Below are 24,437 nucleotides of genomic sequence, written 5' to 3' on the forward strand. Positions count from 1 at the left end.
CCCCATGCTGCTGCGTTTTACCAAGATGCATGGGTTGGGCAACGACTTCATGGTCCTCGACCTGGTCAGCCAGCACGCGCACATCCAGCCCAAGCACGCCAAGCAATGGGGTGACCGCCACACCGGTATCGGTTTCGACCAGTTGCTGATCGTCGAGGCGCCGAACAATCCCGAAGTGGACTTCCGCTACCGCATCTTCAACGCCGACGGTTCCGAGGTCGAGCAATGCGGCAACGGTGCACGCTGCTTTGCCCGCTTCGTGCTGGACAAGCGGCTGACCGCGAAAAAGCGCATCCGCGTGGAAACCAAAAGCGGCGTCATCACCCTGGACGTGCAGAACGACGGCCAGGTGAGCGTCGACATGGGCCCGCCGCGCTTCATCCCTGCCGAAATCCCCTTCGTCGCCGATGAGCAGGCGCTGAACTACCCACTGGAAGTCGACGGCCAAGTGCATTCGATCGCCGCCGTGTCCATGGGTAACCCGCACGCCGTGCTGCGTGTCGACGACGTGCATACCGCCCCCGTGCACCAGTTGGGCCCAAAGATCGAAAACCACCCACGCTTCCCGCAGCGGGTGAATGCCGGCTTCCTCCAGGTTGTCGACCGCCACCGCGCCAACCTGCGCGTCTGGGAACGCGGTGCGGGTGAAACCCAGGCCTGCGGCACCGGCGCCTGCGCTGCCGCCGTGGCGGCAATCAGCCAGGGCTGGATGGACTCCCCGGTGTCCCTCGACCTGCCCGGTGGCCGCCTGCACATCGAATGGGCCGGCCCCGGCCAGCCCGTGCTGATGACCGGCCCGGCCGTACGCGTCTACGAAGGACAGGTTCGTCTCTAAGCGAGTAACCGCCATGACCGATCAGCCACAGGTTGTACCCCAGCAGTCCGCCGAGCTCGATGCCGAAGCGGTGATCGCCTACCTGCGCGCCCACCCCACTTTCTTCGCCGAGCATGACGAGCTGCTGCTTGAACAGCGTATTCCGCACCAGCGTGGCGACAGCGTGTCGCTGGTGGAACGCCAGCTGAAGCTGCTGCGCGACCGCAACATCGAAATGCGCCATCGCCTGTCGCAACTGATGGACGTGGCGCGCGACAACGACCGGCTGTTCGACAAGACCCGCCGGTTGATTCTCGACCTGCTCGATGCCGCCAGCCTTGAAGAAGTGGTGATGGCAGTCGAAGACAGCCTGCGCCAGGAGTTCCAGGTGCCCTTCGTCAGCCTGATCCTGTTCGGCGACAACGTCGCACCGGTCGGGCGCTGGGTCAGCAACGCCGAGGCGCAGCAGGCCATCGGTGCCCTGCTGGGCGGCGGCAAGACGGTAAGCGGCAACCTGCGCGAACACGAACTGACCTTCCTGTTTGGCGAAGAACAGCGCCGTGAAGTGGGCTCCAGCGCCGTGGCGACCCTTGAGTACCAAGGGCTGCACGGGGTACTGGCGATCGGCAGCCGCGACCCGCAACACTACAAGAGCAGCGTCGGCACGCTGTTCCTCGGCTATATCGCCGAAGTGCTCGGCCGCGTTGTACCACGCGTCACCCAGACCCTGCGCTCGGTACGCTGATGGAACGCCAGCTGGAGGCTTATTGCGCACACCTGCGCAACGAGCGCCAGGTGTCGGCGCACACCTTGCTGGGCTACCGGCGCGACCTGGACAAGGTCATCGCCTACTGCAACGAACACGGTATTGCCGGCTGGCAGGCGCTGCAGATCCAGCAGCTGCGCCAGCTGATCGCGCGCCTGCACCACCACGGCCAGTCGTCGCGCAGCCTGGCGCGGCTGCTGTCGGCCGTGCGCGGGCTGTACCGTTACCTCAACCGCGAAGGCCTGTGCCAGCACGACCCGGCCAGCGGCCTGAGCGCGCCCAAGGGTGAACGGCGGCTGCCCAAGGTGCTGGACACCGACCGGGCCTTGCAACTGCTCGATGGCGGCGTCGACGACGACTTCATCGCCCGCCGTGACCAGGCCATCCTCGAACTGTTCTACTCGTCGGGGCTGCGCCTGTCCGAGCTGACCAACCTCGACCTTGAACACCTCGACCTCGCCGGCGGCCTGGTGCAGGTATTGGGCAAGGGTGGCAAGGCACGCGTACTGCCGGTTGGCCGCAAGGCCCGCGAGGCGCTGCAGGCGTGGTATCGCCTGCGCGGTATCGGCAACCCTCGTGACGGTGCGGTGTTCATCACCCGTCAGGGCAACCGGCTGGGCCCCAGGGCCATCCAGCTGAGGGTAAAGGCGGCCGGCGAGCGTGAGCTGGGCCAGCACCTGCACCCGCACATGCTTCGCCATTCCTTCGCCAGCCATGTGCTGGAATCGTCCCAGGACCTGCGTGCGGTACAGGAGATGCTCGGCCACGCCGACATCAGCACCACGCAAATCTATACCCACCTGGACTTCCAGCACCTGGCGGCGGTGTACGACAGTGCCCACCCCCGGGCTAAACGCAGCAAAGGCACAGACTCATGAGCATCAAGCTGATCACCTTCGACCTCGACGATACGCTGTGGGACACCGCGCCGGTGATTGCCAGCGCAGAAGTCGTGCTGCGCGACTGGCTGGAAGCCAACGCTCCGATCCTTGGCGGCGTACCGGTGGAGCACCTGTTTGCCATTCGCGAGCGCCTGGTGCAGGCCGAGCCCGGCCTCAAGCACCGCATCAGCGCCCTGCGCCGGCGCGTGCTGTTGCATGCCCTGGAAGAAGTCGGCTACAGCAGCAAGCAGGCGCTGGAGCTGGCCAATGAAGGCTTCGAAGTGTTCCTGCATGCCCGCCACCAGGTGGAAATTTTCCCTGAAGTGCAGCCGGTGCTGGAGATTCTGCGCCATCACTACACCCTGGGCGTGGTCACCAACGGCAATGCCGATGTGAGCCGCCTGGGGCTGGCGGACTATTTCAGCTTTGCCCTGTGTGCCGAGGACCTTGGCATCGGCAAGCCGGACCCGGCGCCGTTCCTGGAAGCCCTGCGCCGCGGGGACGCGGACGCCAGCGCCGCCGTTCACATCGGCGACCACCCCGGCGATGACATTGCCGGCGCACAGCGCGCCGGGTTGCGGGCCGTCTGGTTCAACCCTCAGGGCAAAGCCTGGACGGGTGAGCAGGCACCGGATGCGGAGATCCAGCGCCTGTCGCAGCTGCCCGACGTGCTCGCACGCTGGCGCTGACTGGGGGGACCGCTGCGCGGCCCATCGCCGGCAAGCCAGCTCCCACAGGGACTGCGCAAGGCTTAGGCCTACGGTGATCCTGTGGGAGCTGGCTTGCCGGCGATAGGGCCAGCACAGGCAGCACAAAACTGACAGGCACAAAAAAGCCCGCAGCGACGGCGGGCTTTTTTGCGAGCAGCCACTCAGATAGGGCGGCTGCCGTATTTGTTGTCCGGCTTCTTGGGCGGGTCGGCGACCACGTTGGCCTCGACTTCCTGCACCTTGCCACCGCGGGAAAGGAATTCTTCCATCGCCTTGGCCAGTGCATCACGCTCTTTCTGCTTGGCTTCCATGCTCGGCATCTCGTCTACCGAGACGGCCGCCTTGGATTTGCCCTTGGCAGCGGGTGCCGGGCTGCTGTCGTCATCGCCAGCATCTTCGGCGCCATCGTCAGCCGCCGCTTCGAGGCCTTCATCAGCCTCGTCTTCGTCGCCTACTTCGAGGTCATCATTTTCCAGATCGTCGTCGCTCATGTTCTACCTCATGACTTGCGAAAAGCAGGTTAGTTATAGACCAGTGCAGCCGTAGACCGGCAGCCACCAGTGAAAATTCAACTGGCCGTGGGTTAGGCCACTGCCCTTGGGTCGGCACCCCGGATGGGAGGCGGCACCCAGCAGGCCCTGCTCCTGGCAGGACCTGACAAATCCATTAGCCCCTGCTGGCCACTCGCTACTGGCAAGCCTAGCAAAGGCTGGCGAAGTGTGCGGACTACTCGCAAGCACCCTTCGGCGCGCATTCTAGCGCGCCCGTGGAAAAAGCAAAGCTCCATAATTGCACTGCAAGTTGTAAGTTTTTTACCTACGTCGCGAACGTGCCGAATAAACCGTTTGCCGTGCAGGAAATGCCGAAAATCTGACAAAAAAATGCCCGGCAAGCCGGGCAAGTTTTTACCGCGTCGCAGTTACAGGTTGTAGCCGCGTTCGTTGTGCTGAGCCAGGTCGAGGCCGACCGACTCTTCTTCTTCGTTGACCCGCAGGCCCATCACCACATCCAGCACCTTGAGGATCACATAGGTGACGATGGCGGTGTAGACCACGGTGAACAGCACGCCCTTGGCCTGGATCCAGACCTGCATGCCGATGTCGGTCACGGCGCCAAAGCCGCCCAGGGCCGGGGCTGCGAACACACCGGTGAGGATGGCGCCGACGATGCCGCCGATACCGTGCACGCCGAAGGCGTCCAGTGAGTCGTCATAACCCAGCTTGCGCTTGAGGCTGGTAGCGCAGAAGTAGCAGATCACGCCCGAAGACAAGCCGATCACCAGAGCGCCCATCGGGCCCACGGTGCCGGCAGCCGGGGTGATGGCGACCAGCCCGGCAACCACACCCGAGGCAATGCCCAGGGCGCTCGGCTTGCCGTGGCCGATCCATTCGGCAAACATCCAGCCCAGTGCCGCAGCGGCGGTAGCGATCTGGGTCACCAGCATGGCCATGCCGGCAGTACCGTTGGCGGCAGCAGCAGAGCCTGCGTTGAAGCCGAACCAGCCGATCCACAGCATGGCAGCGCCCATCAGGGTGTAGCCGAGGTTGTGCGGCGCCATCGGGGTGGTCGGGTAGCCTTTGCGCTTGCCCAGCACCAGGCAGCAGACCAGGCCTGCGATACCGGCATTGATGTGCACCACGGTGCCGCCAGCGAAGTCCAGCACGCCCCAGTCCCACATCAGTGCACCGTCGCCGCTCCAGACCATGTGCGCGATTGGCGCGTACACCAGGGTGAACCAGATACCCATGAACACCAGCATCGCGGAGAACTTCATGCGCTCGGCGAAGGCGCCGACGATCAGCGCCGGGGTGATGATGGCGAAGGTCATCTGGAAGGTGATGAACACCGCTTCCGGGAACAGCGCGGTGGCCGAAGTCAGGCTGTCGGGCGTGACGCCGCTGAGAAATGCCTTGGAAAAGCCGCCGACGAAGGAATTGAAATTGAGCACGCCCTTTTCCATACCGGTGGTATCGAAGGCCATGCTGTAGCCGTAGACGACCCACAGAATGCTCATCAGGCCGGTGATTGCAAAGCATTGCATCATCACCGACAGCACGTTCTTGGAACGCACCATGCCGCCGTAGAACAGGGCCAGGCCCGGGATGGTCATGAACAGCACCAGCGCCGTTGCAGTCAGCATCCAGGCGGTGTCGCCGGAGTTCAGCGCTGGGGCAGCCTCCTCTGCCAGGGCAAGCCCGGGCATTACGAGGGGCAATAGGGCTCCTAGCCCTGCGATCTTACGCAGAGTCATGTTGTTTTCTCCTGGGGCGTTGGGTTTGGTGAGGCTTTTTTGCTGCTTAGATCGCGTCGGTATCGGTTTCGCCGGTACGGATACGGATCGCCTGCTCCAGATTCACCACGAAAATCTTGCCGTCACCGATCTTGCCGGTGTTGGCTGCCTTGGTGATGGCTTCGATTACCCGATCAAGGTCCTTGTCATCGATGGCGACATCGATCTTCACCTTGGGCAGGAAATCGACCACATATTCAGCACCGCGATACAACTCGGTGTGGCCCTTCTGCCGACCGAAGCCTTTGACTTCGGTGACGGTGATGCCCTGCACGCCGATTTCCGACAGTGACTCGCGCACGTCGTCCAGCTTGAACGGCTTGATGATGGCTGTGACTAGCTTCATGAAACTCTCTCCCGATTTGGTGGACTTGCCCCAGGAAAACAAACCCGTCTCAAGTCTAAGCGCAGCGGTTGGCTTTGTAACGCGTCGTCGGCATGTGGCTCTGCGTGCGCACTGCCTGGTCACAAGGAACTGCATCAGTGCATGGCTCGCAAAGGTGTTTGCAGAAACCTTGCCAGTTCTGCCAAAGCGTCGAAAATCAGGGGGTTATGTGAATCCGGCGGACTTGGCCAGTCGCCAGCATGTAAAACATGCACGAAGTTGGTGCGCACCAGCAGCCCGCATTGCGCGAATTATGTGCAGCCGCGCCAGCCTGGGCAGCGCAATTGCCCGTGGTACACTGCCGGCCATTTCCCAGTTTCAGTGGACAGCCTCATGCTCGCGCCTAAAGCCCTTCTCGACGCCCTGAGTGACCAGGCCTCGCGCCTGTTCAGCAGCGACACCGCCCAGCCCCGTGCAGAGCTGGAAAGCCAGTTCAAGGTGCTGATGCAAGGTGCTTTCAGCAAGCTGGACCTGGTCAGCCGCGATGAATTCGACAGCCAGATGGTCGTGCTGGCCCGCACCCGTGCACGCCTGGAAGCCCTCGAGCAGCAGGTCGCCGAGCTGGAAGCGCGGATGGCGCCTGGCGGCAAGGAATAGCAATCGACAAGGAGTGCCTCAGCATGAGCTGAAGCCGGCCGGCGGTATCGAGGTGCATGCCATCGTCACCCGCGAAGCGGTACAGGGGCTGGGACCGGCGCCGAGCGTGAAAGCCACGGCGCTGATCAAGGCCTCGCACATCATCCTCGGCGCCAGGCCCTGAGATCAGGCCGAAGCTCCTAGGCGTTCCGGCGCGGATGGTGGCTGTCTTGGCGGTAACTCACTGGGATGCAGGGTGCCACGGAACAGTGCAGCACCGCACTGGGTGACCAGGGTCCTCACGCGGTTATGCGAATTGAGGACTTCGGCTTGAATATCCTCGATGGTCGAATCCCCTGGCTGCAAGGTGGCCGCACGATTGACCCATTCGATAGCGGCGAAGCGGCTTTGCTTGCGTGTACCGCGCCCCTGCATCCAGGCCAGCGCCAGTTCGGCGCTGGCACGCCCGGCGATCCATGGGTCCGGGTGCTCGACCAGGCTCGACAGGTAGGCCACCGCCTCGGCCGGCTCCTGCGCCTCGCCAAACTGGCGCAAAAGAATCCCCAGGTGCAAGCGAGCGCGGGCATTGGTCTGCGCATTGCCCAGCGCGTCGACCAGCAGGCGCCGGACTGCCAGCATGGCGCTGCGCTCGTTCAGGTCCTCATCGCCATGCATACGCAGGCAAGCCAGGTTGTACTTGGCCTGGCGGCTGCCCGCCGCGACCGCACGCTGCAGCCAGTACTCTGCCGTTTGCTCATCCAGGTAGTGCTGTGGTGTATTCCCCATGCCACCTCGGTGCAGCTCATACAGCCCCAAGGCCGCCCCTGGCAGGTTCAGTTGGGCGCAACGCTCATACAGGTAGCAGGCCACTTCATGCCGATTGGCAGCCCAGAGCAGCCGCGCCACCTCCAGCACCTCGAAGCCCGGCGCCTGGCCCGCGCACTGGCGTTTCACGGCCATCTGCAGCCATGCCCACGCCTGCTCGGCCGAGCGTGGCAACCCCCACAAGCCAAAGTGGTGGCCGGCAGCGCGTAATGCACAGGCGCCAGCATGCGAGCGACCTTCACTCAGGCGCTCGATGGCGGTGCGCAGCAGCTGTTTTTCGTCAGCCATGCCGTCGCGCAGGATCAGCTCGACCAGGCAGCGAAAGGGCGCGCCCATTGCGGGGATGGCACCATGGTCGGCATTGCTCGCAAAGCTTGCGGCGAAGTCGCGCATGGCGCCCGGGTGATCCTGCAACGCATGGCTGCGCAAGGCGCCCCGCCACGCCAGCACTACCGCACTTTCCCTGGGCCGGAGCAGGCGTTGTGACCAAGCATCCAGCACCTGTTGCCAATCGGCAACCGCCTGCAACTGATCGGTATGGGGTAGCGTCAGCCGGTCTTCGATGGGTATCCAGCGCAGCGCATTTCGCAGGCTTTCGTCCCAGGTTTCGCACAATGGCCCATTGGCCAGCAGTTCAATCGCGTCAGGGCTCGCACCCCAGCGGGGGGACAGGGAAATGGCGAGGGCCTGGATCGCTTCAAAGCATCCGGGGCGAGCGACCAGGGCATGGCGCAACCAGTAATAGCGAGGGTCCTCGTTCTCGTGATCGACCCGCCTGCCCAGACAGGTCGGCAGCGCTTTCGGTAGTTCGGCCAGCGGCAAAAGCCCATGCTTCACCAGCAACGGCGCCGCAGCCTCCTGCACTTCCACGTCCGCCTGGGCACTGGGCCGGTAGCGCGCGGGTTGGCCTTGAAACAGTTCGATCAACCACCCAGGCTCAGCAAACCGCACACTGAGATGGAGCATGCCCACAAGCGCTGCCACTGGCTGGGCTGAGCGGTCCATGGCACGCACCAAGTGTGCGGCAGCGGTTTCGCAGATTTGTTCGACGGCCAGCGCGGCTGCGGCGTTGCGCTGGCCATTGCCATGCACCTGGCGGGCGCGCTGAAGGCAGTGCCAGCCCATCACCACCTGTGGGTGGTAAGCCTTGGGGCAGGCATCCATCCAGGCCTTGAGCACCTGGCTCATGGCCTTGCCGCCCTGGCACTCGGCGTCGACCAGCATGTGCCCTTCCAGGGCACTCAGGTAGGCAGGAAACTCCCCGTTCGGGGCCTGTCGCCATTGCGCTTCGAGGCTGTCGAAGTAACGGTTGAGTTCAACAAATGCACGGGCGTCCGCCAGTTCGCGGATGACCTGGCGCGTGCGGGTGAGCGTTTGCACGGAGCAATACCTTAAGTCCATTTGGAAGAAGCTGCGGTGCCATCCCATGGCAACCGCCGTTGCCCAACAACACTAAGCCATACCTGGCGGCTGCGCAAAGTTAATTGGATCCATTTTAGTCGGCTCCAGTGAAATCACAGGGAAAAAACCTGCCCTGTAAAACCACGTCGCACACTTCCTGCGCCTGGCTCTGACGCGCTGGCTATCCTTGCCCCACCCGCAGGCAGCGGCCTTTTCAGCGACAACGGAGCGTCCATGTCCCTAGCACTCGTTCACAGCCGCGCCCAGGTGGGCGTGCAGGCACCGTCGGTAAGTGTCGAAACCCACCTGACCAACGGCCTGCCGCATCTCACCCTGGTCGGCCTGCCGGAAACCACGGTCAAGGAAAGCAAGGACCGGGTGCGCAGCGCCATCGTCAACTCCGGGCTGAACTACCCGCAGCGGCGCATTACCCAGAACCTCGCCCCCGCCGACCTGCCCAAGGATGGCGGGCGCTATGACCTGGCCATCGCCCTGGGCATTCTTGCCGCCGATGGTCAGGTGCCAATTGCCACCCTCGTCGATGTCGAATGCCTCGGTGAACTGGCGTTGTCTGGCAAGTTACGCCCGGTGCAGGGCGTGTTGCCTGCGGCTCTGGCGGCGCGCGAAGCCGGTCGGGCGCTGGTGGTGCCACGGGAAAATGCCGAGGAAGCCAGCCTGGCCAGTGGCCTGGTGGTGTATGCGGTGGGTCACCTGCTGGAGCTGGTCGCCCACCTTAACGGCCAGGTACCACTGCCACCGTACGCAGCCAATGGTTTGATCCTGCATCCACGTCCCTACCCGGACCTGAGCGAAGTGCAGGGCCAGCTGGCGGCCAAGCGGGCCTTGCTGCTGGCGGCGGCCGGGGCTCACAATTTGCTGTTCACCGGCCCTCCTGGCACCGGCAAGACCCTGCTCGCCAGCCGCCTGCCCGGGCTGCTGCCGCCACTGGACGAGCACGAGGCGCTGGAAGTGGCGGCAATCCAGTCGGTCAGTGGGCACGCTCCGCTGAACAGCTGGCCACAGCGGCCGTTTCGTCACCCGCACCACTCCGCGTCTGGCCCGGCCCTGGTGGGTGGCAGCAGCCGACCGCAACCGGGTGAGATCACCCTCGCCCACCATGGCGTGCTGTTTCTGGATGAGCTGCCTGAGTTCGAACGGCGGGTGCTGGAAGTGCTGCGCGAGCCGCTGGAGAGCGGATGGACGTATCATACACTTTTGAGCGTCAGGATTAGGACACATGGAAACCCTGAAAATCGACCGATCTAAGCCCTTGGCAATCGCCTACGTCCGTTGGTCTAGCACCGTGCAGGGTGGTGACGACAAAGACAGCTATGACCGACAGACAAGCCCGTTGGAGTTCTTCACATCGTCAACCGGTGTGCCCGTCGTTGAAACCATCATCGATCCCGGCCAGTCAGCGTTCACAGGTGAAAACTCAAAAAAAGGGAAACTCAAAGGCATTCTTGACCGCATCGAATCCGGGGAAATCAGGAAGGGTGATTTTCTGGTCGTTGAGAGCATCGACCGGATTACCCGCATGCGGGTGCTTGACGGTGTTGCACTGATCCAAGACGGAATCTTGAAAAAAGGGGTAAAGCTGTACACCACTACTGACAACAAAATTTATTCATATGAAGACCCTGATAAAGATTTTGAAAATCTTTTGATGATCAGTCTCATTGCTAAACGTGCCAACGAAGAAAGCGAAATCAAGTCAAAACGTCGGCGTTCCGCTTGGAATAAAGCCAAGACCAAGGCAACAGATGGTGTGCCTTTCAATGCTCATAATCCTCCGTATGGCTTACGGTATGACCCCGAAGAAAATTGCTTTGAAATTGTAGAAGATGAAGCCATTGAAATTAAGGAAATCTTCGAAGGTTTGAAATATGAAGGGGTGTCAAACACACTTAAAAAAGTGAATCTCACATCAAAACGTAAATGGTCACGTAAAACCGTACATTTAATGCTTACTAGCCGCTATCCCATCGGCACCCTAATGTCACAAAAAAGAGACGGGAAAAAGAAGGTGTTTGAGCGTTATATTGAAAACTATTATCCCGCAATATTAACGCACAAAGAATTTCAAGACGCTTTGCAAGCAATGAAGCAACGTGGAAAAGTTAAAGACTATGGACGGAATACAGAAGGATATTTAAACATTTTCAAGCATTGTGTGAAATGTGCCGCATGCGGTCAAAGCCTTATGTTTGAAAAATCAATAAATCAAAAAGGTATCAAATACGGTTATTTTCATTGCTACACACGAAAAGAAACATTGAGCCATTGCGACGTTCCCCGTTTTCGTTTTGACTTTGCATTTGGTGCCTTGTTGCAAATGGTGAAACAATTGACCGGCGATGAATTAGAGTTCGGCGATGTGCATTCATGGGCAAGAGAGATGCCGGAAGGTAGCAATAGTGACATGGCGAACGATGAAATAGAGATTGAAGACTTCGGAAATCAATTTCTATCACTGTTTAGCAAGTCAACTGCCACAGAAGCGATAAAGTCCGAGTTCTATCAAAAAGAAAATGAGCTTGCAAAAGCGAAATCACTTTACGAGAATCTGACAGCGTCATTTTCACAGTTCAGTGATGGCCGAATTCCATCATTCTTCATTCAACAGATGGCAGATGCAGAACTAGCATATGAGAATGCGAAGGCGGATATAGATGCGTTAAGTGCTCAGATAGACAACGCTGAAAGCAGCCTTGAAATCTATTCTTATAAAGACATTATTGAGCTTTACAATACCGACGAAGGCCGTTTGAAGCTCAATCACTTCTTTAAATCGAACGGCTTCAAATTCATTTTCAACTATGAAGCCAAAACGCGAACACTATTCATGGCTGTTCGGGATAAAGCAGACACTGAGATTTATCGGGTTGGCAAAAAATTCCCGCTTCACAATCCATTGAAAGAGTTTGGCATTGATAACTTGAATGCACATATGAACGCAGTTATATAAGTCCAACCATCAAACGTTTATATGGCTGTCCAAATTGGATGGCCTTTTTTTTGGCAGTCCTAAAAGTGGCAGTCCATATTTTTGAATAGTTGGCAGTCCACCAATTTGACAGCACATTATAATATGGTAATTGTATTAGTAAGCTTTCAAGACTTTGCAAGCAAGGCCCTTGGACTGCCACGGACTTCGTCGTGTCTGTCCACCCTTCGGGACGGGCCGCTTGGTTTTCGCACTTCGTTTGAAAACTAAAATCAAGAGCAACAGCAAAAGCAAGATCAAAAGCAGGTAGCTGCAATGTCTGCGGCCATTACAGAAAATCAAAAGCAAGACCCGAACAATTAGCTGATGCTCATTGTTCAAAAAAAAATCTTAAACATGAGGAAGATTATGACAGAGAAAAAAGACAACAACGATTTCGATAACCTAGATGATTTATTTTCTGGTGACTTTGATTTTGTTAATGACGCTGAGATATTAAGCGTAAGTGCAGAAGATACTTATATAGAAATTGACCACAACATGGGAGGTAAAACTTTAAGGCTTAGATATTATGGACAGTTTGAAGAAATAAATTGGTTTTACGTTAATGCCGATTTCCACAAAGATTACCCGCAATTAGATGAACGTGTATTAAGCTCGATTTCCGCTGTTTTTATGGATTTACGCTACTACGGGCACGATTTCTACTGCGGCGACTTTCAAGGCGTGTTGAAAGATTGGCTTGAAAAATACGTTTTCAACCCCTTTGAACTCAAAAGCGTTGAAATGGTTAAATACGTGATCGAGAAGGAAACCGCGACCCTTTTTAGAGATTTATCAAATACTAGACTACATAAATGCAGATTAGAAAGAGAGGATCACAAATTTACACCTTTGAAATGGGCGACAGCGGATGAAGTAGAAAAACTTTACCACCATTTCAAAAAGTGCGGACGCTACAATTGAACCAACGAACAACAGGCCCCGGCCTTTGTTCACCAAATTAAAACCCATCGATCAGGAGAGCCATGAGCAATGACAAAAAACCAAGAATGAGAAACAGAGATAAACGTTTTACCCTTCGCGTTTCCCAAGAAGAAAAAGACACCCTACTAGCCGCAATGGCTGCAACTGGATCAACATCAGTTGTTGATCTCGTAATGAATGCCGTCAACAACTCAAACGTAATCTTGATCAATGAGATTGAGAGCTATAACGACGTTTTTGCAAAAGCCGGTAGCTTTGGTAAAAACATAAACAAAGGCTTGAACTTTATTCAACGCAATCCTGAAAAGTTTAAAGTCTTTATTGATTATCTTGAAAAAGACAACGGTAAGAACTTTGCAGCAATGATGACATTTGCTAGCAATCTAGAAAAGGCTGTTAATGCTTTTTGTATTTATGAGGAAAACATAAAATGCTCAGCGGAACTGACATTGAAGGAGTTTGTTAAATCAAAGAAAAAGAAAGGTGCCTAAGATGATCAATAAAATGAAATTGAGAAAGGGCGGCTATTATCGCGGGGTTTCAAACTCTGCAAAATATCTTTTAAAAACAAATCCAAAAGGCGACGCAATTGATTGTTCAATTGAACGTCTTGAAGGTGAATCCGATCAGGCATACGCCAACCGTATTGAAAAGATTTTTGAAAGTGCCCGCGTTCCCAATCAACAGAACCTTTATCAATTCAATTCATTGTCATTGCACCCGAGTGAAGGCGACAAATTTACAGATGCACAAATGATAGAAATGGCGAAAGAAGTCTATTTAAGAAACGGCGTTAAAAATGGCCTGACTGAAAATCGACATACTATGTTCGTCGTTGAAAGGAACACCAAGCATCATCACGTTCACGCTATGATTCATTTAACTGACCTCGAAACGAAAAAGGTCAATAACAAAATGATTGATTACAACCCAATCATCAAAAAGCTTGAATTGAAATACGGGCTTTACAATGAACACCGTAAACCAAAAGACGAAAGCGAGTACAAAAAGACTTTCAAGAAAGAGCTTAAAACCATTCTGGATAATGCTTTGACAGCTTCCGAATTCTTGATGCTTGCCGATGCTGCAGGCTTCGACATTCACCACAGTGGAAAAGATGCGTATTCACTCACAAAAGACGATCAGACTTTCAAAGCTTCCGACCTTGCCGTGTCCTACAAGACCTTAAAAGCCGCTTTAGGCGACGATCCCGAGTTCGCCGCTACCCTTGCATTGCTTCACAAAGATAAGGCTGGGAATGATGGTTCTATGTCGATTACGGCCCCTACCGATGAAGCACCAGCAACGGCGAATTCCGTCAAAAGTAAAAAAATTCAAAAAACGCTCTATGCAAATTATCATCACGACGATGAAGGTAATTATTATTTCAACGGAAATAATAAAAAGGCTTTTGAATTCGATGCATCTTCAAATACTGTAACCCATAGGAGTGCAACCCCTTCATCTATCAAAGCAGGATTGCAGAAATTAACAGAAGATGGGAAACCATGTTCTCTTTATGTAAAAGGTGGGGAGAAATACAAACGCGAAACGTGGCTGCAATTTCATTTGATGAAGCTCGATGAAAAAGGTTACACGCTCGCAGGCTTCAAACCCTCCAAACAAGATCTAGAATTGTTAGAGCAAAAGCTGGCTGATCAAACTAAATTCTATAATCGAAAAGAAGAAAGCAACGTTAAAGCTTTGCCTACTCAATCAGCTATTGAAAAGCCGGTTGTATCACTGGATAAAAAAGAAAATGAAAAACCTGCTGAAAAAGTAGAAAAACCAACAGCAGGAGCAGCGGCTGAAGGTATTAAAGATGCCGGAACGAACGTAGCCGCCAAAGGAGCAGCAATAGCTGCGAATGTGCTTGAAGGTGCCGTTGAAAAAATGGCTGATATGACACAAAGTTTTTCAGCCGGAACAATGGAAGAAAAATTGTCGGAAATGCGTGCTCTTGATGCGGGAATCCAAAGCCAAAAAAATGAAGCGGAAGATGTACATTATCAAAACGAAAGAAGAAGACGAAACCAGTTAAGACCGGATTAAAAAAACGCCTCAATGGCGTTCTTTTTATTTCTTGTCTGTTTGGTATCGTGACCAAATTTTATCAGCTTGTGCGTTCACGTCAGTCGTTACAGAGCTTATAAACATATCTACTGTCGTGCTGCTATATCTTTCAATTCCAATTGAATAATTTTCAATATTCAATCTTGCAACTGAGTTGCCAAAATTTATCAACGACGATTTATCTGTAAATTTCCCAATAGACATAACCATTAAAACGCATTTGTCAGCCGGTAACGGCGAAATGTATTTAACTGTTACGCCTAGATTTTGTGATGCTGCGATACTGATAACATTTTGCTTCGCAGAAGCACAAACGCTTTCTCTGGTAGGTTCTTCTGGTTTTGCTTCTGGTTCTTCGGGTTTAGGCTCTGGCTCTGGCGTTAATGGTGGAGTAGAACCCCCACCGACTCCACCAACGAAGGCGATTGAACTAGTTGGCAACGACCCACCTAGATTTTGCTCCATCGGGATTTTTATGACATAAGCCGCTTGAATGGAAATTGAAGAAAATAATGCGATGGTTAAAAGTGAAAGCTTGATCATTGTGATACCTCGTTATTGTTGTTTGTTTGTTCTTTCTCCTTTTTTGCCATGCTATTCATTTTGAATAAACAAAAAACAGCGAAAACTTGAATCCCGACTAGAAACACTAGGTCGTGATCTGGTATGGCTTCGGGCATTGAAGACAAAACCGAAAGTAAAAAGGCACTTGACGCAATAACTGCGAAGTGAGAATAAAAAAGAATTTTTGAATTTTTCATATTGGAAATGACGTTATTAATATTATTATATATAATAATATTAAAAAATCAAATACGATAAAAAAGCCCGGTTTTGGCCTTGTTATTTTTGTTTTTCTTGCTCAATCCATTTATCTACATTTTCCTTGTGTTTAAGTTCGATAGGTTTCAATTTGTTTAAATATTCAAGCTCAACGCTATGCGTCCACGCAGGGGTATAAACTACATCTTTATACTGTTCGTATAACCTCCACTTTTCTTTCTCATATCTGCATGTTTCTTCTTGATAACTCATCATTCTCGCCATTCCTGACAGTGCTGAAAGATTTTCGCAAGCATGACTTTGATCATCAAATCTAGTGACGATGAAACTACATTTTTCACTAGTGTCTTGACTGACTGAAATTTGAGTATTTGCATCTTCACCAAGGAAGCCAGCGGCTTGCTCATAAACGTCTTGCACACACGTCCTGTATTGCGTGCCGGGGACGTAAACAGATTTAGGCAAAGCATCTGCCCTAGCTTGTGCTTCACGGTGTTCTTGAACCCATTGGCGGTATTCCTCGGCTTCAAGTGCTTCATTATGAATTACCCATTCTTCATGGGTTTTGTAATTCGCTTGGTTATAAGCCTTGATTTGTTCCATTGTGCAGCCATTCGCACAAGGATTTTCAAAAGCAAAAGCATTAACTGAGTATAAAAGCGTTAAAAGCAACATCGTTTTTTTCATAATTCCCCCCATGTTTTTAAAAGTTGATTCCTATTTTTTCAAGTGTCTCAATAGCCATCATTGCCGTGTGCGGAATATCCACAATCAATGCAGATGCAAACATTGTAATAATGGGTTTCCCATAGCCATTTTCTTTTGATGATCCGTTTGCTACTTGTGCAATCCCATACGTCCCAACGGCGAAATAAATCAACCCAATAACTTGAAAAATACCAATTATAATTTGAAAATTTTGCAAGAATTGTTCGGCAGTTCCACCGCTCGAAAGCTTCTCAATTCGGCTTTTCAACTCACCCGTAAGACCTGATACTTCTGTATTCATGCAGGCGTCATTTATCGCCCCGTCAGATACGACGAAACAGAAATCACCAGCCTTGAAATATGTATTACCGAAAACGCCGATTGCGAGCGTAATGTTCATAAGAACAGAACCGACAATTATGTAAACGAGCGGCACACTTTTACCGACCTTTTTACCTTCCTCGGTAATCAAAGTGAGCTTGTATGCACCCGAGATAAAAACGATGAATCCGATCAAAAAAATGACAAGCTTGATCAGTCCAATATTTCCAGAAATCAGTTCAACGCGGGCGGCGGTTGCATCATCAGCGAATGCGATGATTGGAAGGAAAAGCAGCGTTAAAAAAGTGATTACATTTCTTACATTCATCTTGCTCCTGATCGATGTTAAACCGCACTGCTTGGCGGTTTAAGGTTGCTTTTTTTTGATGATAAGCTTTTCAATACTTTTTCCTTGAATTCTATGATCTTATCCAACGTCGGAATACAATCTATTTCGCTGAGTATTTCACCAGTAACAATATTGTATTCGAGATCGTTCGTGTTCATTTTGTGTTCTATGAGTTCACTGCTTTCCACTGCTGTAACAGCCAAAAGCAAAATTTGACGCAACATTGCTTCATCACCGCCCTTGCTGATAGCAGTGCTTAATTTCATCGCTACGAGCATTTTAACGCGGTCGTTAGGGATTGTTGGCAATATGCTTTCAATGCGTTTGATCAAGCCTGCAGCGGCAATGCTGACGTGCTTCAAGTCGATTTCTTTGATTTCTTGTTCTTCCATTATTTCACCTCATTGTTTATGTTGTTTTGGCGTTCAATTTCTTCTTTGAATGCGTCATCTAGATCATCATTAAAAGCGTCTAAATTCAGTTTTTTAACAGCTTTCTTTTCAGCATTCGTTACTTTCATTCTTTCAGCAATTACTTTCTTTTCTTTAAAATCCTTATAGAGCGAATTATAACTGTAATCGACTAAAAATCTCGTCGTTGCTCGATTAGCTTTTTCTTCTATAAATCCTTCGATCAATCCCATTTCTTGAAGTGCTGCGTTTGCTTTTCTTATCTTCATTGCGAACGTTTTAGAAGGCATTTTGTCGCTGATGCGGAAACGTTCTTTTAACATTTCAATACTGAAATAGTTTGTTTTGTTGCGTCTGTTACAGACGTACAACACATAAAGAATTCTCTGGTACTCATTAGTCAATAGGCTCAACATTTTTGTGTCGATCTCGTATAACTCTTTAAGGCTTCCAAAAAAATCAATAAAACGTTTCGACACTTCGATCTTTCCGCCTTTTTTAGTCATCTCGCCTGTGATGAAATTTAGAAAAACAGTCTTTGTTCCATCTTCTGTTTCTTCTTCATATTCAATGTTAATTTTGTTGAGCTTTCTGATTGACTGCTTGAAAATAGAAAAATACATTGACCTATGTGATGTTTTAACATCAAAGTCATTCATTATTTCATCAAGGGTAAACTCGAATTCGTTGCTCTTGCTGCTATATACTTTTCGTAAAATAAAAAGGAATACTTCAAAGTCATTAAATATCGTCAACGATGTTGAAGCAATATGTATGTTTCTGGCGTTGTGGTTTTTGGCTATTTCAAAGCCTTTTGGCTCTTTATGAGCGTTTATTGTGTTGAACAATGGAAGAGCGAGAAAAATACGAGGAACTGATACATAACCTTTCAGTTTGAACACTTCTTTTTCTTTGCCGTTTTCCTTTAAAATGTATTTCATGGTTATTTTTTACCCTTGTTATACTTATAATTAACCACAAAAAAAACTAATTACAAGATTTTAACAGTAAAAAAATAACAAATGCTGTTAACCGTACTATCATGCTTTGATATTAACCATGTTTTAAAAGAAAATCGGTACAAAAAAATAAAGAGCGTTAACCGAAAGGGGGTTAATAAATAAGGAGCGTTAACCGAGATTTTCAAGATTTCCTTGTTCTTGCGGGCTTATTTGATTGTTTCGAGAAAAGAAAAGATATTTACTTCGTAAATCTATATATAAGATGTAGGCGAAAGTCAAAAGCCATTCTGGTGGATCAAAAATCTTAAACCTTTAACTGCTTTATCCTTGGCGGTTTATTTTGACAAGAATAAAATTTGAAATTACAATCTTTTTTTCATGGAATGGATAAACGACCTTGATACTTGAAAATATAGTTGTAAACAAAGAAATCATTCTAGAAACGCTACATACCCAATGGTCGAGGGATCCAAGGGACGGTAAAGCACTGGATTGCCTTCATTTCGATGAATATTGTGTTGAAAGGTTGGAAGTCAAGAACGGAATAAATTTCAACCTATTCAGCGTTGAAGCTGGGTTGAAAGCGGCTTTAAAGCATTATGTGCCTTATGTCGTCCTGTATAAGCTCGGACATAACCCGTCTGAGGTTGAAGATCAAGAGAAACTTGAAGACGTTAAACGTTCAATAGCTAAAAACGTCGATGATAATTGGTCCGAGTATCACGCACGGATTAAAAAGGATTACAGCCGCTTCGTTGAATTTCTGTCGTCTGATGCAAAATTTTATTCATAAGGATTTTTCAAATGTCAAAATTGCTTGATCTACTGGCACAGCAAAAGCAGCTTGAAGAGCAGATCAAAAGCCTTCAATCGAATGAACAAGAAGCAAAAGTAATGAAATTTGTCGAAGAGCTTGAAGCCCTTCGCAATAAATACGGCTATACGGTGCCCGATTTTGTCGGCGTGGTGCATTCCCTTCACGGCGACCATAAACCCGCCAAAACACCTAAAAGCGTGAGCGTGAAGACCACAAAGGCAAAAGCTCAGAAGTATAAAGTTATGATCGATGGCGTAGAAACGACCTTGCAAAGCAAGAAGGCCGGGGCTGTTGGTAAAACGATTGAAGCCCTAGGCTTCACGACATATGCCGATTATCTGGCCGACCTGATTAAGAAAAACGAGGTTGCGGATTTCGACGCTTTGATCAAGAAGCTCAACGGCGTACCCGTCGCTGGTTAGTGTTTACTGTAAGAAAATTAAGCCCCTTCACCGGGGCTTTTTTTATGCTTGTGATTTCTTGACGGTTTATTCCGTAAAAATATTTTTATGAAAATAACGCCAAAATTATTTTAAGAAATTCCCGATATTTTCTGAATTTACCATTTTTACGACAGTCGATTTATGGCTTAAATAAGCCATGAACTTCGTGTCAATAGCAGATTCAAAATATATTTAACGTTGAACCTTAATTAAAAATAGGGTTTGACAATAACCATTTAACCATCAAAAAGTTTGGCGGTTTAATTTGACAAGGCTCTTTTATATGATTTAATAAAAGTAAGAAATCAAAAAAGGAGATTTATGCTGAATACAATTATCACTAAACCAAAAAAATTCGACGTTAGACAATTAGCATATGATGCGTTTGTCTCTTCTAAGACAAGCGGCAAAGACACTACTTACACAAATAGAAGATCTGGCAAATATTTCATTGTTAGCAATGTTACTACAAGCATCAATGTCGCCAACCATGTATTCAAAGATTATTTCAAATCCGATGAATACACAGAAGCAAGATCTAAAAAAATACACATTATTGATCTTGATGGATATGATTACGATTCTGCAGCGATAAAGCTTTGCGTTGCGAAAACATACAAATCAGTTTCTTCGCTTTCTCAAATAAAAAAATATACAGATTATCTCGCCTCTGATGTTGAGAAGAAAGCGACCAATAAAGTTGATTTTGACCCGGCTGTATGGGAAGTTTTTATAGACAAGCCTGAAACTGATTTTTTCAAATTTCAAGAAGTCAGAAAAGAATACGTTGTAAGAATATCACTTGTTAAAAATGGGCGAGTTTTCAAAAAAATAAAATGCAATATTGGTTACTTCACTTTGATCGCTGGTAGTAAGCCTTACGATTATCAAGAAGTAGAAAGTGAAGAAAAGAAAGCAACAAGGCAATCACTTTTTCACCCATGCTTTGAGTTCGGCGGCGTTGAGTTTATGGCCGTATTTAATGAAAAAATACCGCATTATAAAGTTTTGGTTGATATGCTCAAATATTAAAGCTAGTCAAAAACAAAAGGCCCAATAAAGGGCTTTTTTCGTTTCTTGTGTCAATTTTCCGTTTTATCCATATCGGACACACCTTAACGCCTTGGCGGTTTATTTCGCCTTTGAACTTTCTTTTTTTTAGGAAGCGAAGCGACCACCAGAATAGCGGGCCACTGCCCGCCATATCCGTAATCAAAGCCGCTTTGTTTACTTGTAAGGCACGTCCCGCTGCAATCGGATGGATACACCATCGTCTGGTTTGCTGCTCTCGTGGTACTGAACGGATAACGCAAGATACATCAATGCGTTTCTGGATAACTTAATAAGCTCCAAAATCTGCTGTTCTATATGATCAACAGAAACAGCTAAATGGAACGACTTTAATCGAAGTTTTTCTTCAATATTTTCGTTTAGCGTGTGGAACTCACTAGACAACTCATCTAAGTTTTCTCGTGCTTTTATTGCTTCATCCAATGTGTTTTTAGGGTCATGGTGCTTTTGAGAAAGCTCGTAACCAAACCCGTCCACTATTTTCAAAGATTTATGTTCAACTGCATTGCGTATTTGGTTAATTTGGTTCGCGGCGGGGAATGTTGTTTCGGAGAGATACAGTACTTCGTCTGTATTTGGCTTTTTATGTTTTTTAGGCGGATGCCTTACGTCGTTTATGTCTTTGCTTAAAAAATACAAAGCCGACAAGAAGGGGTTTTTTACCTGCTCTAACCAAGCTAATGGTTTTTTTCCTGATACAAAAATCCGCTTGATATTTACGTCATGCTCTTCCAGCTCATCAGAGCTAACTTGGTAAAATTTGTACGTAAAAAACGCTATTTTATCTAATAGCGAATATAGGCACCTTAGTGCTGTCTTGTAGTTATTGGTTTTAATGCTATTGATAGAGTAATCTAGGCTGTCAACCTGTTTGTACGTAGAGTTATAGAAATGCTCAGTTTCTTCGGGCATTTGTAATGCTGAATAGAAAACATGTCTCGCATAACAATAGGTATCTTTTAGCTCATCAAAATGGGCATGATATGCTAATTCTTCGCTTAACAATAATAAAGGGTTTAAGTTACCTGAAAACGATGGAAGCCCCAAGCAGTCTTCATAGGCGTATTCTCTGGTGATCACAATGTTAGTCAGGTTAAGAAAAAGCTTATTCTGTCCGACCCAATCCAAATATCTTTTATGTTTCCGGTTTTTGAAATTCTCTTTGTAAGTGTCGGAATGGTCATTTTTTATGTACTCGGGATAGGCGTCTTCAAAATACTCAATGAAAGATGCTTGTCGTTTTTTTAAGCTTTCAAATTGCTCGACATCACCTTCTATAGTGACACTATCCGGCAGTAACGAATTTTTTGTTAGCTTGTATATCTCTTTTGAAAAAAAGAATTTGGAATTTTCATCATAAACGTGTTTTCGAAATTCTATTAGGCATCGAGCTTTCGTAACAAGGCCGAATGCGTTTTTCACAGCAATAGCTCTGTCGTAGAACTCGGTAGCCTCAATATGCCTGTGCTGTTCGGTCAAATAATTAGCGAGATTAATGTTAATCCGGGAATACAGCTCTGAAAAACTCAAAATCTGTTCTTTATCCCCATTTTTTACTGTGTGATATTCATCTTTTTCGTTTTTCAGCTCATTCAATGCTTTTCTTAAAAAATAAACTGCATTGCTAATGCTGGGCGAATACCAGTCCTTTTGAACCGTCGCGGAATAGACAGACGAATAACCGGTCCCTATAACGTAATAGAGCTGTGCCGTTAAAAACGACGTTTCACATTTTTTTTGATGTTGGCGTTGGCAGAATTTTTCAAGATCAGGATGATTGCCATCAATGTACTCATCCATTTTCTTGCTAATGCTTTCGAGATTTTTATAGCTAACGAATTGCCCATCCATTTTTCGTTCATCCCCATCGTTCTGTTCCTTATGTCCAGATTAGCATCGATGGTTCAACGAACGTCTTCCGAGCGGACGCACACACCGCGTATTCCGGCGATTTCTCGCACTGGTACAAGTCCCAGCACTCCAAACCACCTCGATCAAAAAAACATGCCGTTTGCCGGGCGTATAGCAACGGAAAACCCGCTTTTACAAGTGTTAGAAAAGACTACCCCTTTGAGTCGGGCGAGATCGTGATTGCCCGGGCGCGTGACAAGGTGCGTTTTCCGGCACGCTTTCAGCTGGTAGCGGCAATGAACCCGTGCCCTTGCGGGTACCTGGGCGACCCGACTGGCCGCTGTCGTTGCAGCACCGAACAGATCGCGCGGTATCGCAACAAGTTGTCCGGGCCGTTACTGGACCGCATTGACCTGCACCTGACCGTGGCCCGCGAGAGCACCACGCTGAACCACCAGCCTTGTGGTGAAACCAGTGCCGATGTTGCCGCCAGGGTTGCTGAAGCGCGGGAGGTGCAGCAACGGCGGCAAGGCTGCGCGAATGCGTTCCTGAACCTGGAGGGGTTGCGCCGCCATTGTGGCCTGGCAGCGGCGGACCAGCTCTGGCTGGAAGGTGCCTGCGAGCGGTTGACCTTGTCGTTGCGGGCAGCGCACCGGTTGTTGAAGGTGGCGCGCACGCTGGCGGACCTGGAAGGCTGCGAAGCGATTGCCCGGGGGCATCTGGCCGAGGCTTTGCAGTATCGGCCGGGGAGCAGTTAGGTGGCGGGGATGCGCTGTAGCCCATCGCCGACAAGCTAGCCATAGGGAATCGCGTGAGGGCTGACAGGTGCTTGCCGCAAGATATGCAGCGCCAAGCACCTGTCAGCCCTGCCGCGCCCCCCTCTTACCCCAAAGATACCCCGAAACCGAATACCCCCCAGGCCCGGTCACCGCCAACCCGCCATAAAGCGCCACCAGCAACCAGGCAAACTGCCCCTGCTCCAGCGTCCAGTCCGGGTGCACCACCACCAGCGCCACCAGCAAAACCGCCAGCACCGGCAGGCAAGCCAGGCGGGCAGCGACCCCCAACAGCAGCAGCAACGGGCATACCACCTCGGCGAATACTGCCACCCCCAACGTCAGCGAAGGCCCTAGCCCAAAGGGATCTTCGATGCGCTGCAACTCATCGCTCCAGTGCAGCAACTTGGGCAAGCCATGAATTGAAAGCAGCAGCACAGCAGCCATCACCCGCATGAACAGCAGGCCGGTGGCGGTCAGGGTCGGAGATTGAGGGTCGAGGAAAAACTTCAGGCGTGGCATGGCAATGGTCTCGCTGATCGATCAACACGTGAGCATTGCCTGATTGGCAGCCTATTGATTGCGCAGGTGTGCTGAGCTGGATGCCAGCGCCTCTTCAACCACCATCAGCAACACTTCCTCGGGAAAAGGCTTGCCCAGGCAGGCCAAGGCGCCAAGGCTCATGGCTGCGCGTACTGCGCCTTCCTCCCAATGCGCTGACATGCAGATCACCGGTAAACGCCATTGCAGCCGAATCAGCTCATGCTGCACTTGCTGACCACTCATCCCCGGCATCCGCAAATCAAGCAGCACACAGCCCGCCTGTGGCGCCAGCTCCGAGGCCAGAAACACCTCTCCTGCGGCAAATGGCAAGGTTTCGAACCCGGCCGAGCGCAGCAGGTTGGCCAGGCTTTTGCGCACCGAAGCATCGTCGTCAACGATGCACACCCATCTGTTCATGCGCCGCCCAGGCCTTCAGGCCGTGCTCCGATCACCTGGTGCATGGCCACCAGCTCAACCAGCGAGCGGGACTGCATCTTGTTCATGATGTTCTTCTTGTGCACCTTGGTCGTCACCTCGCTGGTGCCAATCTGCTTGGCGATCTGCTTGTGTGACAGGCCATCGACCACCAGTGAGAAAACCTGGCGCTCGCGCTGAGTCAGGCGCTGGTACTTGTCCTCGACCTGTCGCGCGTGGCGCCATTTGCGTCCATCGACCACAGCCCGTGCGCGCACCGCCTGCAGCAGTGCCAGCAACTGGTCCTCGTCGAAAGGCTTGGTCAGGAACTCCA

Annotated in this window: 26 protein-coding genes and 2 pseudogenes; 15 read left to right on the forward strand and 13 right to left on the reverse strand. The window is 50.7% G+C overall.

The annotated features are described in order from the left end of the window. Positions 1–4: 4 nt before the first annotated feature. From dapF to HP546_RS02440, 4 genes are read left to right on the forward strand one after another with little or no spacing between them, the layout of a single operon-like run. Complete coding sequence (gene dapF, locus HP546_RS02425; RefSeq protein ID WP_172219286.1) at positions 5–835, forward strand: diaminopimelate epimerase; 831 nt, start codon at positions 5–7, stop codon at positions 833–835. Between the two features lie 13 nt (positions 836–848). Next, positions 849–1,559 carry a DUF484 family protein gene (locus tag HP546_RS02430; RefSeq protein ID WP_172219288.1) on the forward strand — a complete coding sequence of 237 codons (711 nt, stop codon included), beginning with the start codon at positions 849–851 and terminating at the stop codon, positions 1,557–1,559. Further along, the gene (xerC, locus tag HP546_RS02435; protein ID WP_172219290.1) at positions 1,559–2,458 is read left to right on the forward strand and encodes a tyrosine recombinase XerC; all 900 of its coding nucleotides are present in this window, start codon (positions 1,559–1,561) and stop codon (positions 2,456–2,458) included. The genes HP546_RS02430 and xerC overlap by 1 nt, the downstream gene beginning before the upstream one ends. After that, entirely contained in the window at positions 2,455–3,150 is a 696-nt protein-coding gene (locus tag HP546_RS02440) for an HAD family hydrolase (RefSeq protein WP_172219291.1), read from the forward strand. The genes xerC and HP546_RS02440 overlap by 4 nt, the downstream gene beginning before the upstream one ends. A gap of 182 nt (positions 3,151–3,332) precedes the next feature. Here HP546_RS02440 and sutA read toward each other — a convergent pair whose 3' ends face one another. The 3 genes from sutA to glnK all read right to left on the reverse strand — a co-directional run bounded on the left by sutA (position 3,333) and on the right by glnK (position 5,807). Beyond that, the gene (gene sutA / locus HP546_RS02445; protein WP_011536349.1) at positions 3,333–3,662 is read right to left on the reverse strand and encodes a transcriptional regulator SutA; all 330 of its coding nucleotides are present in this window, start codon (positions 3,660–3,662) and stop codon (positions 3,333–3,335) included. Between the two features lie 428 nt (positions 3,663–4,090). Further along, entirely contained in the window at positions 4,091–5,422 is a 1,332-nt protein-coding gene (locus HP546_RS02450) for an ammonium transporter (RefSeq protein WP_172219292.1), read from the reverse strand. 46 nt (positions 5,423–5,468) lie between these two features. Next, complete coding sequence (gene glnK, locus HP546_RS02455) at positions 5,469–5,807, reverse strand: P-II family nitrogen regulator (protein ID WP_002555808.1); 339 nt, start codon at positions 5,805–5,807, stop codon at positions 5,469–5,471. 372 nt (positions 5,808–6,179) lie between these two features. Here glnK and HP546_RS02460 point away from each other — a divergent pair, with 372 nt between their 5' ends. Next, entirely contained in the window at positions 6,180–6,443 is a 264-nt protein-coding gene (locus HP546_RS02460) for an accessory factor UbiK family protein (protein WP_172219293.1), read from the forward strand. Between the two features lie 13 nt (positions 6,444–6,456). Beyond that, positions 6,457–6,606 carry a hypothetical protein gene (locus HP546_RS02465; RefSeq protein ID WP_372242405.1) on the forward strand — a complete coding sequence of 50 codons (150 nt, stop codon included), beginning with the start codon at positions 6,457–6,459 and terminating at the stop codon, positions 6,604–6,606. A 2-nt stretch (positions 6,607–6,608) separates the two neighbouring features. On the opposite strand, the gene HP546_RS02470 is transcribed toward HP546_RS02465, so the two are convergent. Continuing rightward, a complete protein-coding gene (locus HP546_RS02470) occupies positions 6,609–8,627 on the reverse strand; it encodes a DUF4034 domain-containing protein (RefSeq protein WP_172219294.1) in 2,019 nt (672 codons plus the stop codon). Between the two features lie 255 nt (positions 8,628–8,882). On the opposite strand from HP546_RS02470, the pseudogene HP546_RS02475 reads away from it, so the two are divergent. The 5 genes and pseudogenes from HP546_RS02475 to HP546_RS02495 form a co-directional block, all read left to right on the forward strand. Further along, positions 8,883–9,845: pseudogene (locus HP546_RS02475) on the forward strand (YifB family Mg chelatase-like AAA ATPase); the annotation flags it as partial. Between the two features lie 40 nt (positions 9,846–9,885). Beyond that, positions 9,886–11,616, forward strand: a complete 1,731-nt coding sequence (locus HP546_RS02480) for a recombinase family protein (RefSeq protein ID WP_172219295.1) — start codon at positions 9,886–9,888, stop codon at positions 11,614–11,616. A gap of 387 nt (positions 11,617–12,003) precedes the next feature. Further along, the gene (locus HP546_RS02485; protein ID WP_172219296.1) at positions 12,004–12,561 is read left to right on the forward strand and encodes a hypothetical protein; all 558 of its coding nucleotides are present in this window, start codon (positions 12,004–12,006) and stop codon (positions 12,559–12,561) included. Between the two features lie 62 nt (positions 12,562–12,623). Then, positions 12,624–13,073: a hypothetical protein gene (locus HP546_RS02490; RefSeq protein WP_172219297.1), complete on the forward strand. Its 450-nt coding sequence runs from the start codon at positions 12,624–12,626 to the stop codon at positions 13,071–13,073. A gap of 1 nt (position 13,074) precedes the next feature. Then, positions 13,075–14,634, forward strand: coding sequence for a relaxase/mobilization nuclease domain-containing protein (locus HP546_RS02495; RefSeq protein WP_256678415.1), 1,560 nt, complete (start codon positions 13,075–13,077; stop codon positions 14,632–14,634). A gap of 24 nt (positions 14,635–14,658) precedes the next feature. On the opposite strand, the gene HP546_RS02500 is transcribed toward HP546_RS02495, so the two are convergent. From HP546_RS02500 to HP546_RS02520, 5 genes are all read right to left on the reverse strand, one after another. Beyond that, positions 14,659–15,198 carry a hypothetical protein gene (locus HP546_RS02500; RefSeq protein ID WP_172219298.1) on the reverse strand — a complete coding sequence of 180 codons (540 nt, stop codon included), beginning with the start codon at positions 15,196–15,198 and terminating at the stop codon, positions 14,659–14,661. A 300-nt stretch (positions 15,199–15,498) separates the two neighbouring features. After that, a complete protein-coding gene (locus tag HP546_RS02505; protein WP_172219299.1) occupies positions 15,499–16,125 on the reverse strand; it encodes a hypothetical protein in 627 nt (208 codons plus the stop codon). A 16-nt stretch (positions 16,126–16,141) separates the two neighbouring features. Further along, positions 16,142–16,795, reverse strand: coding sequence for a hypothetical protein (locus tag HP546_RS02510; protein WP_172219301.1), 654 nt, complete (start codon positions 16,793–16,795; stop codon positions 16,142–16,144). A gap of 17 nt (positions 16,796–16,812) precedes the next feature. After that, positions 16,813–17,208, reverse strand: a complete 396-nt coding sequence (locus tag HP546_RS02515) for a hypothetical protein (RefSeq protein ID WP_172219303.1) — start codon at positions 17,206–17,208, stop codon at positions 16,813–16,815. Then, complete coding sequence (locus HP546_RS02520) at positions 17,208–18,167, reverse strand: RepB family plasmid replication initiator protein (RefSeq protein ID WP_172219305.1); 960 nt, start codon at positions 18,165–18,167, stop codon at positions 17,208–17,210. Before HP546_RS02520 ends, HP546_RS02515 begins: the two co-directional genes overlap by 1 nt. Positions 18,168–18,585: 418 nt before the next feature. Here HP546_RS02520 and HP546_RS02525 point away from each other — a divergent pair, with 418 nt between their 5' ends. The 3 genes from HP546_RS02525 to HP546_RS02535 all read left to right on the forward strand — a co-directional run bounded on the left by HP546_RS02525 (position 18,586) and on the right by HP546_RS02535 (position 20,480). Next, positions 18,586–18,981 (forward strand): hypothetical protein, encoded by a 396-nt coding sequence (locus HP546_RS02525; RefSeq protein ID WP_172219307.1) that lies wholly within the window; start codon positions 18,586–18,588, stop codon positions 18,979–18,981. Between the two features lie 11 nt (positions 18,982–18,992). Then, entirely contained in the window at positions 18,993–19,427 is a 435-nt protein-coding gene (locus HP546_RS02530; RefSeq protein WP_172219309.1) for a hypothetical protein, read from the forward strand. Positions 19,428–19,769: 342 nt separating this feature from the next. After that, positions 19,770–20,480, forward strand: a complete 711-nt coding sequence (locus tag HP546_RS02535) for a hypothetical protein (RefSeq protein WP_172219311.1) — start codon at positions 19,770–19,772, stop codon at positions 20,478–20,480. 195 nt (positions 20,481–20,675) lie between these two features. Here the strand turns inward: HP546_RS02535 and HP546_RS02540 are convergent, their stop codons facing one another. Then, positions 20,676–22,370, reverse strand: coding sequence for an LA2681 family HEPN domain-containing protein (locus tag HP546_RS02540; protein WP_172219313.1), 1,695 nt, complete (start codon positions 22,368–22,370; stop codon positions 20,676–20,678). A gap of 215 nt (positions 22,371–22,585) precedes the next feature. Here HP546_RS02540 and HP546_RS02545 point away from each other — a divergent pair. Next, positions 22,586–23,128: pseudogene (locus HP546_RS02545) on the forward strand (ATP-binding protein); the annotation flags it as partial. Positions 23,129–23,230: 102 nt separating this feature from the next. Here HP546_RS02545 and HP546_RS02550 read toward each other — a convergent pair. From HP546_RS02550 to HP546_RS02560, 3 genes are all read right to left on the reverse strand, one after another. Next, positions 23,231–23,668 (reverse strand): DoxX family protein, encoded by a 438-nt coding sequence (locus tag HP546_RS02550; RefSeq protein WP_172219315.1) that lies wholly within the window; start codon positions 23,666–23,668, stop codon positions 23,231–23,233. A 51-nt stretch (positions 23,669–23,719) separates the two neighbouring features. Next, complete coding sequence (locus tag HP546_RS02555; RefSeq protein ID WP_172219317.1) at positions 23,720–24,106, reverse strand: response regulator transcription factor; 387 nt, start codon at positions 24,104–24,106, stop codon at positions 23,720–23,722. Then, positions 24,103–24,437, reverse strand: a 335-nt coding sequence (locus HP546_RS02560; RefSeq protein WP_218584425.1) for a response regulator transcription factor, incomplete at its 5' end; no start/stop codon positions are given. The genes HP546_RS02555 and HP546_RS02560, both read right to left, overlap by 4 nt.

The organism is Pseudomonas sp. CM25 (assembly GCF_013179705.1).
Classification (GTDB): domain Bacteria; phylum Pseudomonadota; class Gammaproteobacteria; order Pseudomonadales; family Pseudomonadaceae; genus Aquipseudomonas.

Excerpts from the sequence above, each read along its gene's own strand:
- HP546_RS02530 (WP_172219309.1), top strand. The coding sequence starts at position 18,993 with ATGTCAAAATTGCTTGATCTACTGGCACAGCAAAAGCAGCTTGAAGAG.
- HP546_RS02535 (WP_172219311.1), top strand. The coding sequence starts at position 19,770 with ATGCTGAATACAATTATCACTAAACCAAAAAAATTCGACGTTAGACAA.
- HP546_RS02460 (WP_172219293.1), top strand. The coding sequence starts at position 6,180 with ATGCTCGCGCCTAAAGCCCTTCTCGACGCCCTGAGTGACCAGGCCTCG.
- HP546_RS02550 (WP_172219315.1), bottom strand. The coding sequence starts at position 23,668 with ATGCCACGCCTGAAGTTTTTCCTCGACCCTCAATCTCCGACCCTGACC.
- HP546_RS02540 (WP_172219313.1), bottom strand. The coding sequence starts at position 22,370 with ATGGATGGGCAATTCGTTAGCTATAAAAATCTCGAAAGCATTAGCAAG.
- HP546_RS02520 (WP_172219305.1), bottom strand. The coding sequence starts at position 18,167 with ATGAAATACATTTTAAAGGAAAACGGCAAAGAAAAAGAAGTGTTCAAA.
- glnK (WP_002555808.1), bottom strand. The coding sequence starts at position 5,807 with ATGAAGCTAGTCACAGCCATCATCAAGCCGTTCAAGCTGGACGACGTG.
- HP546_RS02485 (WP_172219296.1), top strand. The coding sequence starts at position 12,004 with ATGACAGAGAAAAAAGACAACAACGATTTCGATAACCTAGATGATTTA.
- dapF (WP_172219286.1), top strand. The coding sequence starts at position 5 with ATGCTGCTGCGTTTTACCAAGATGCATGGGTTGGGCAACGACTTCATG.
- HP546_RS02505 (WP_172219299.1), bottom strand. The coding sequence starts at position 16,125 with ATGAAAAAAACGATGTTGCTTTTAACGCTTTTATACTCAGTTAATGCT.
- HP546_RS02495 (WP_256678415.1), top strand. The coding sequence starts at position 13,075 with ATGATCAATAAAATGAAATTGAGAAAGGGCGGCTATTATCGCGGGGTT.
- HP546_RS02500 (WP_172219298.1), bottom strand. The coding sequence starts at position 15,198 with ATGATCAAGCTTTCACTTTTAACCATCGCATTATTTTCTTCAATTTCC.
- HP546_RS02480 (WP_172219295.1), top strand. The coding sequence starts at position 9,886 with ATGGAAACCCTGAAAATCGACCGATCTAAGCCCTTGGCAATCGCCTAC.
- HP546_RS02430 (WP_172219288.1), top strand. The coding sequence starts at position 849 with ATGACCGATCAGCCACAGGTTGTACCCCAGCAGTCCGCCGAGCTCGAT.
- HP546_RS02555 (WP_172219317.1), bottom strand. The coding sequence starts at position 24,106 with ATGAACAGATGGGTGTGCATCGTTGACGACGATGCTTCGGTGCGCAAA.
- HP546_RS02490 (WP_172219297.1), top strand. The coding sequence starts at position 12,624 with ATGAGCAATGACAAAAAACCAAGAATGAGAAACAGAGATAAACGTTTT.
- sutA (WP_011536349.1), bottom strand. The coding sequence starts at position 3,662 with ATGAGCGACGACGATCTGGAAAATGATGACCTCGAAGTAGGCGACGAA.
- HP546_RS02450 (WP_172219292.1), bottom strand. The coding sequence starts at position 5,422 with ATGACTCTGCGTAAGATCGCAGGGCTAGGAGCCCTATTGCCCCTCGTA.
- xerC (WP_172219290.1), top strand. The coding sequence starts at position 1,559 with ATGGAACGCCAGCTGGAGGCTTATTGCGCACACCTGCGCAACGAGCGC.
- HP546_RS02510 (WP_172219301.1), bottom strand. The coding sequence starts at position 16,795 with ATGAATGTAAGAAATGTAATCACTTTTTTAACGCTGCTTTTCCTTCCA.
- HP546_RS02515 (WP_172219303.1), bottom strand. The coding sequence starts at position 17,208 with ATGGAAGAACAAGAAATCAAAGAAATCGACTTGAAGCACGTCAGCATT.
- HP546_RS02440 (WP_172219291.1), top strand. The coding sequence starts at position 2,455 with ATGAGCATCAAGCTGATCACCTTCGACCTCGACGATACGCTGTGGGAC.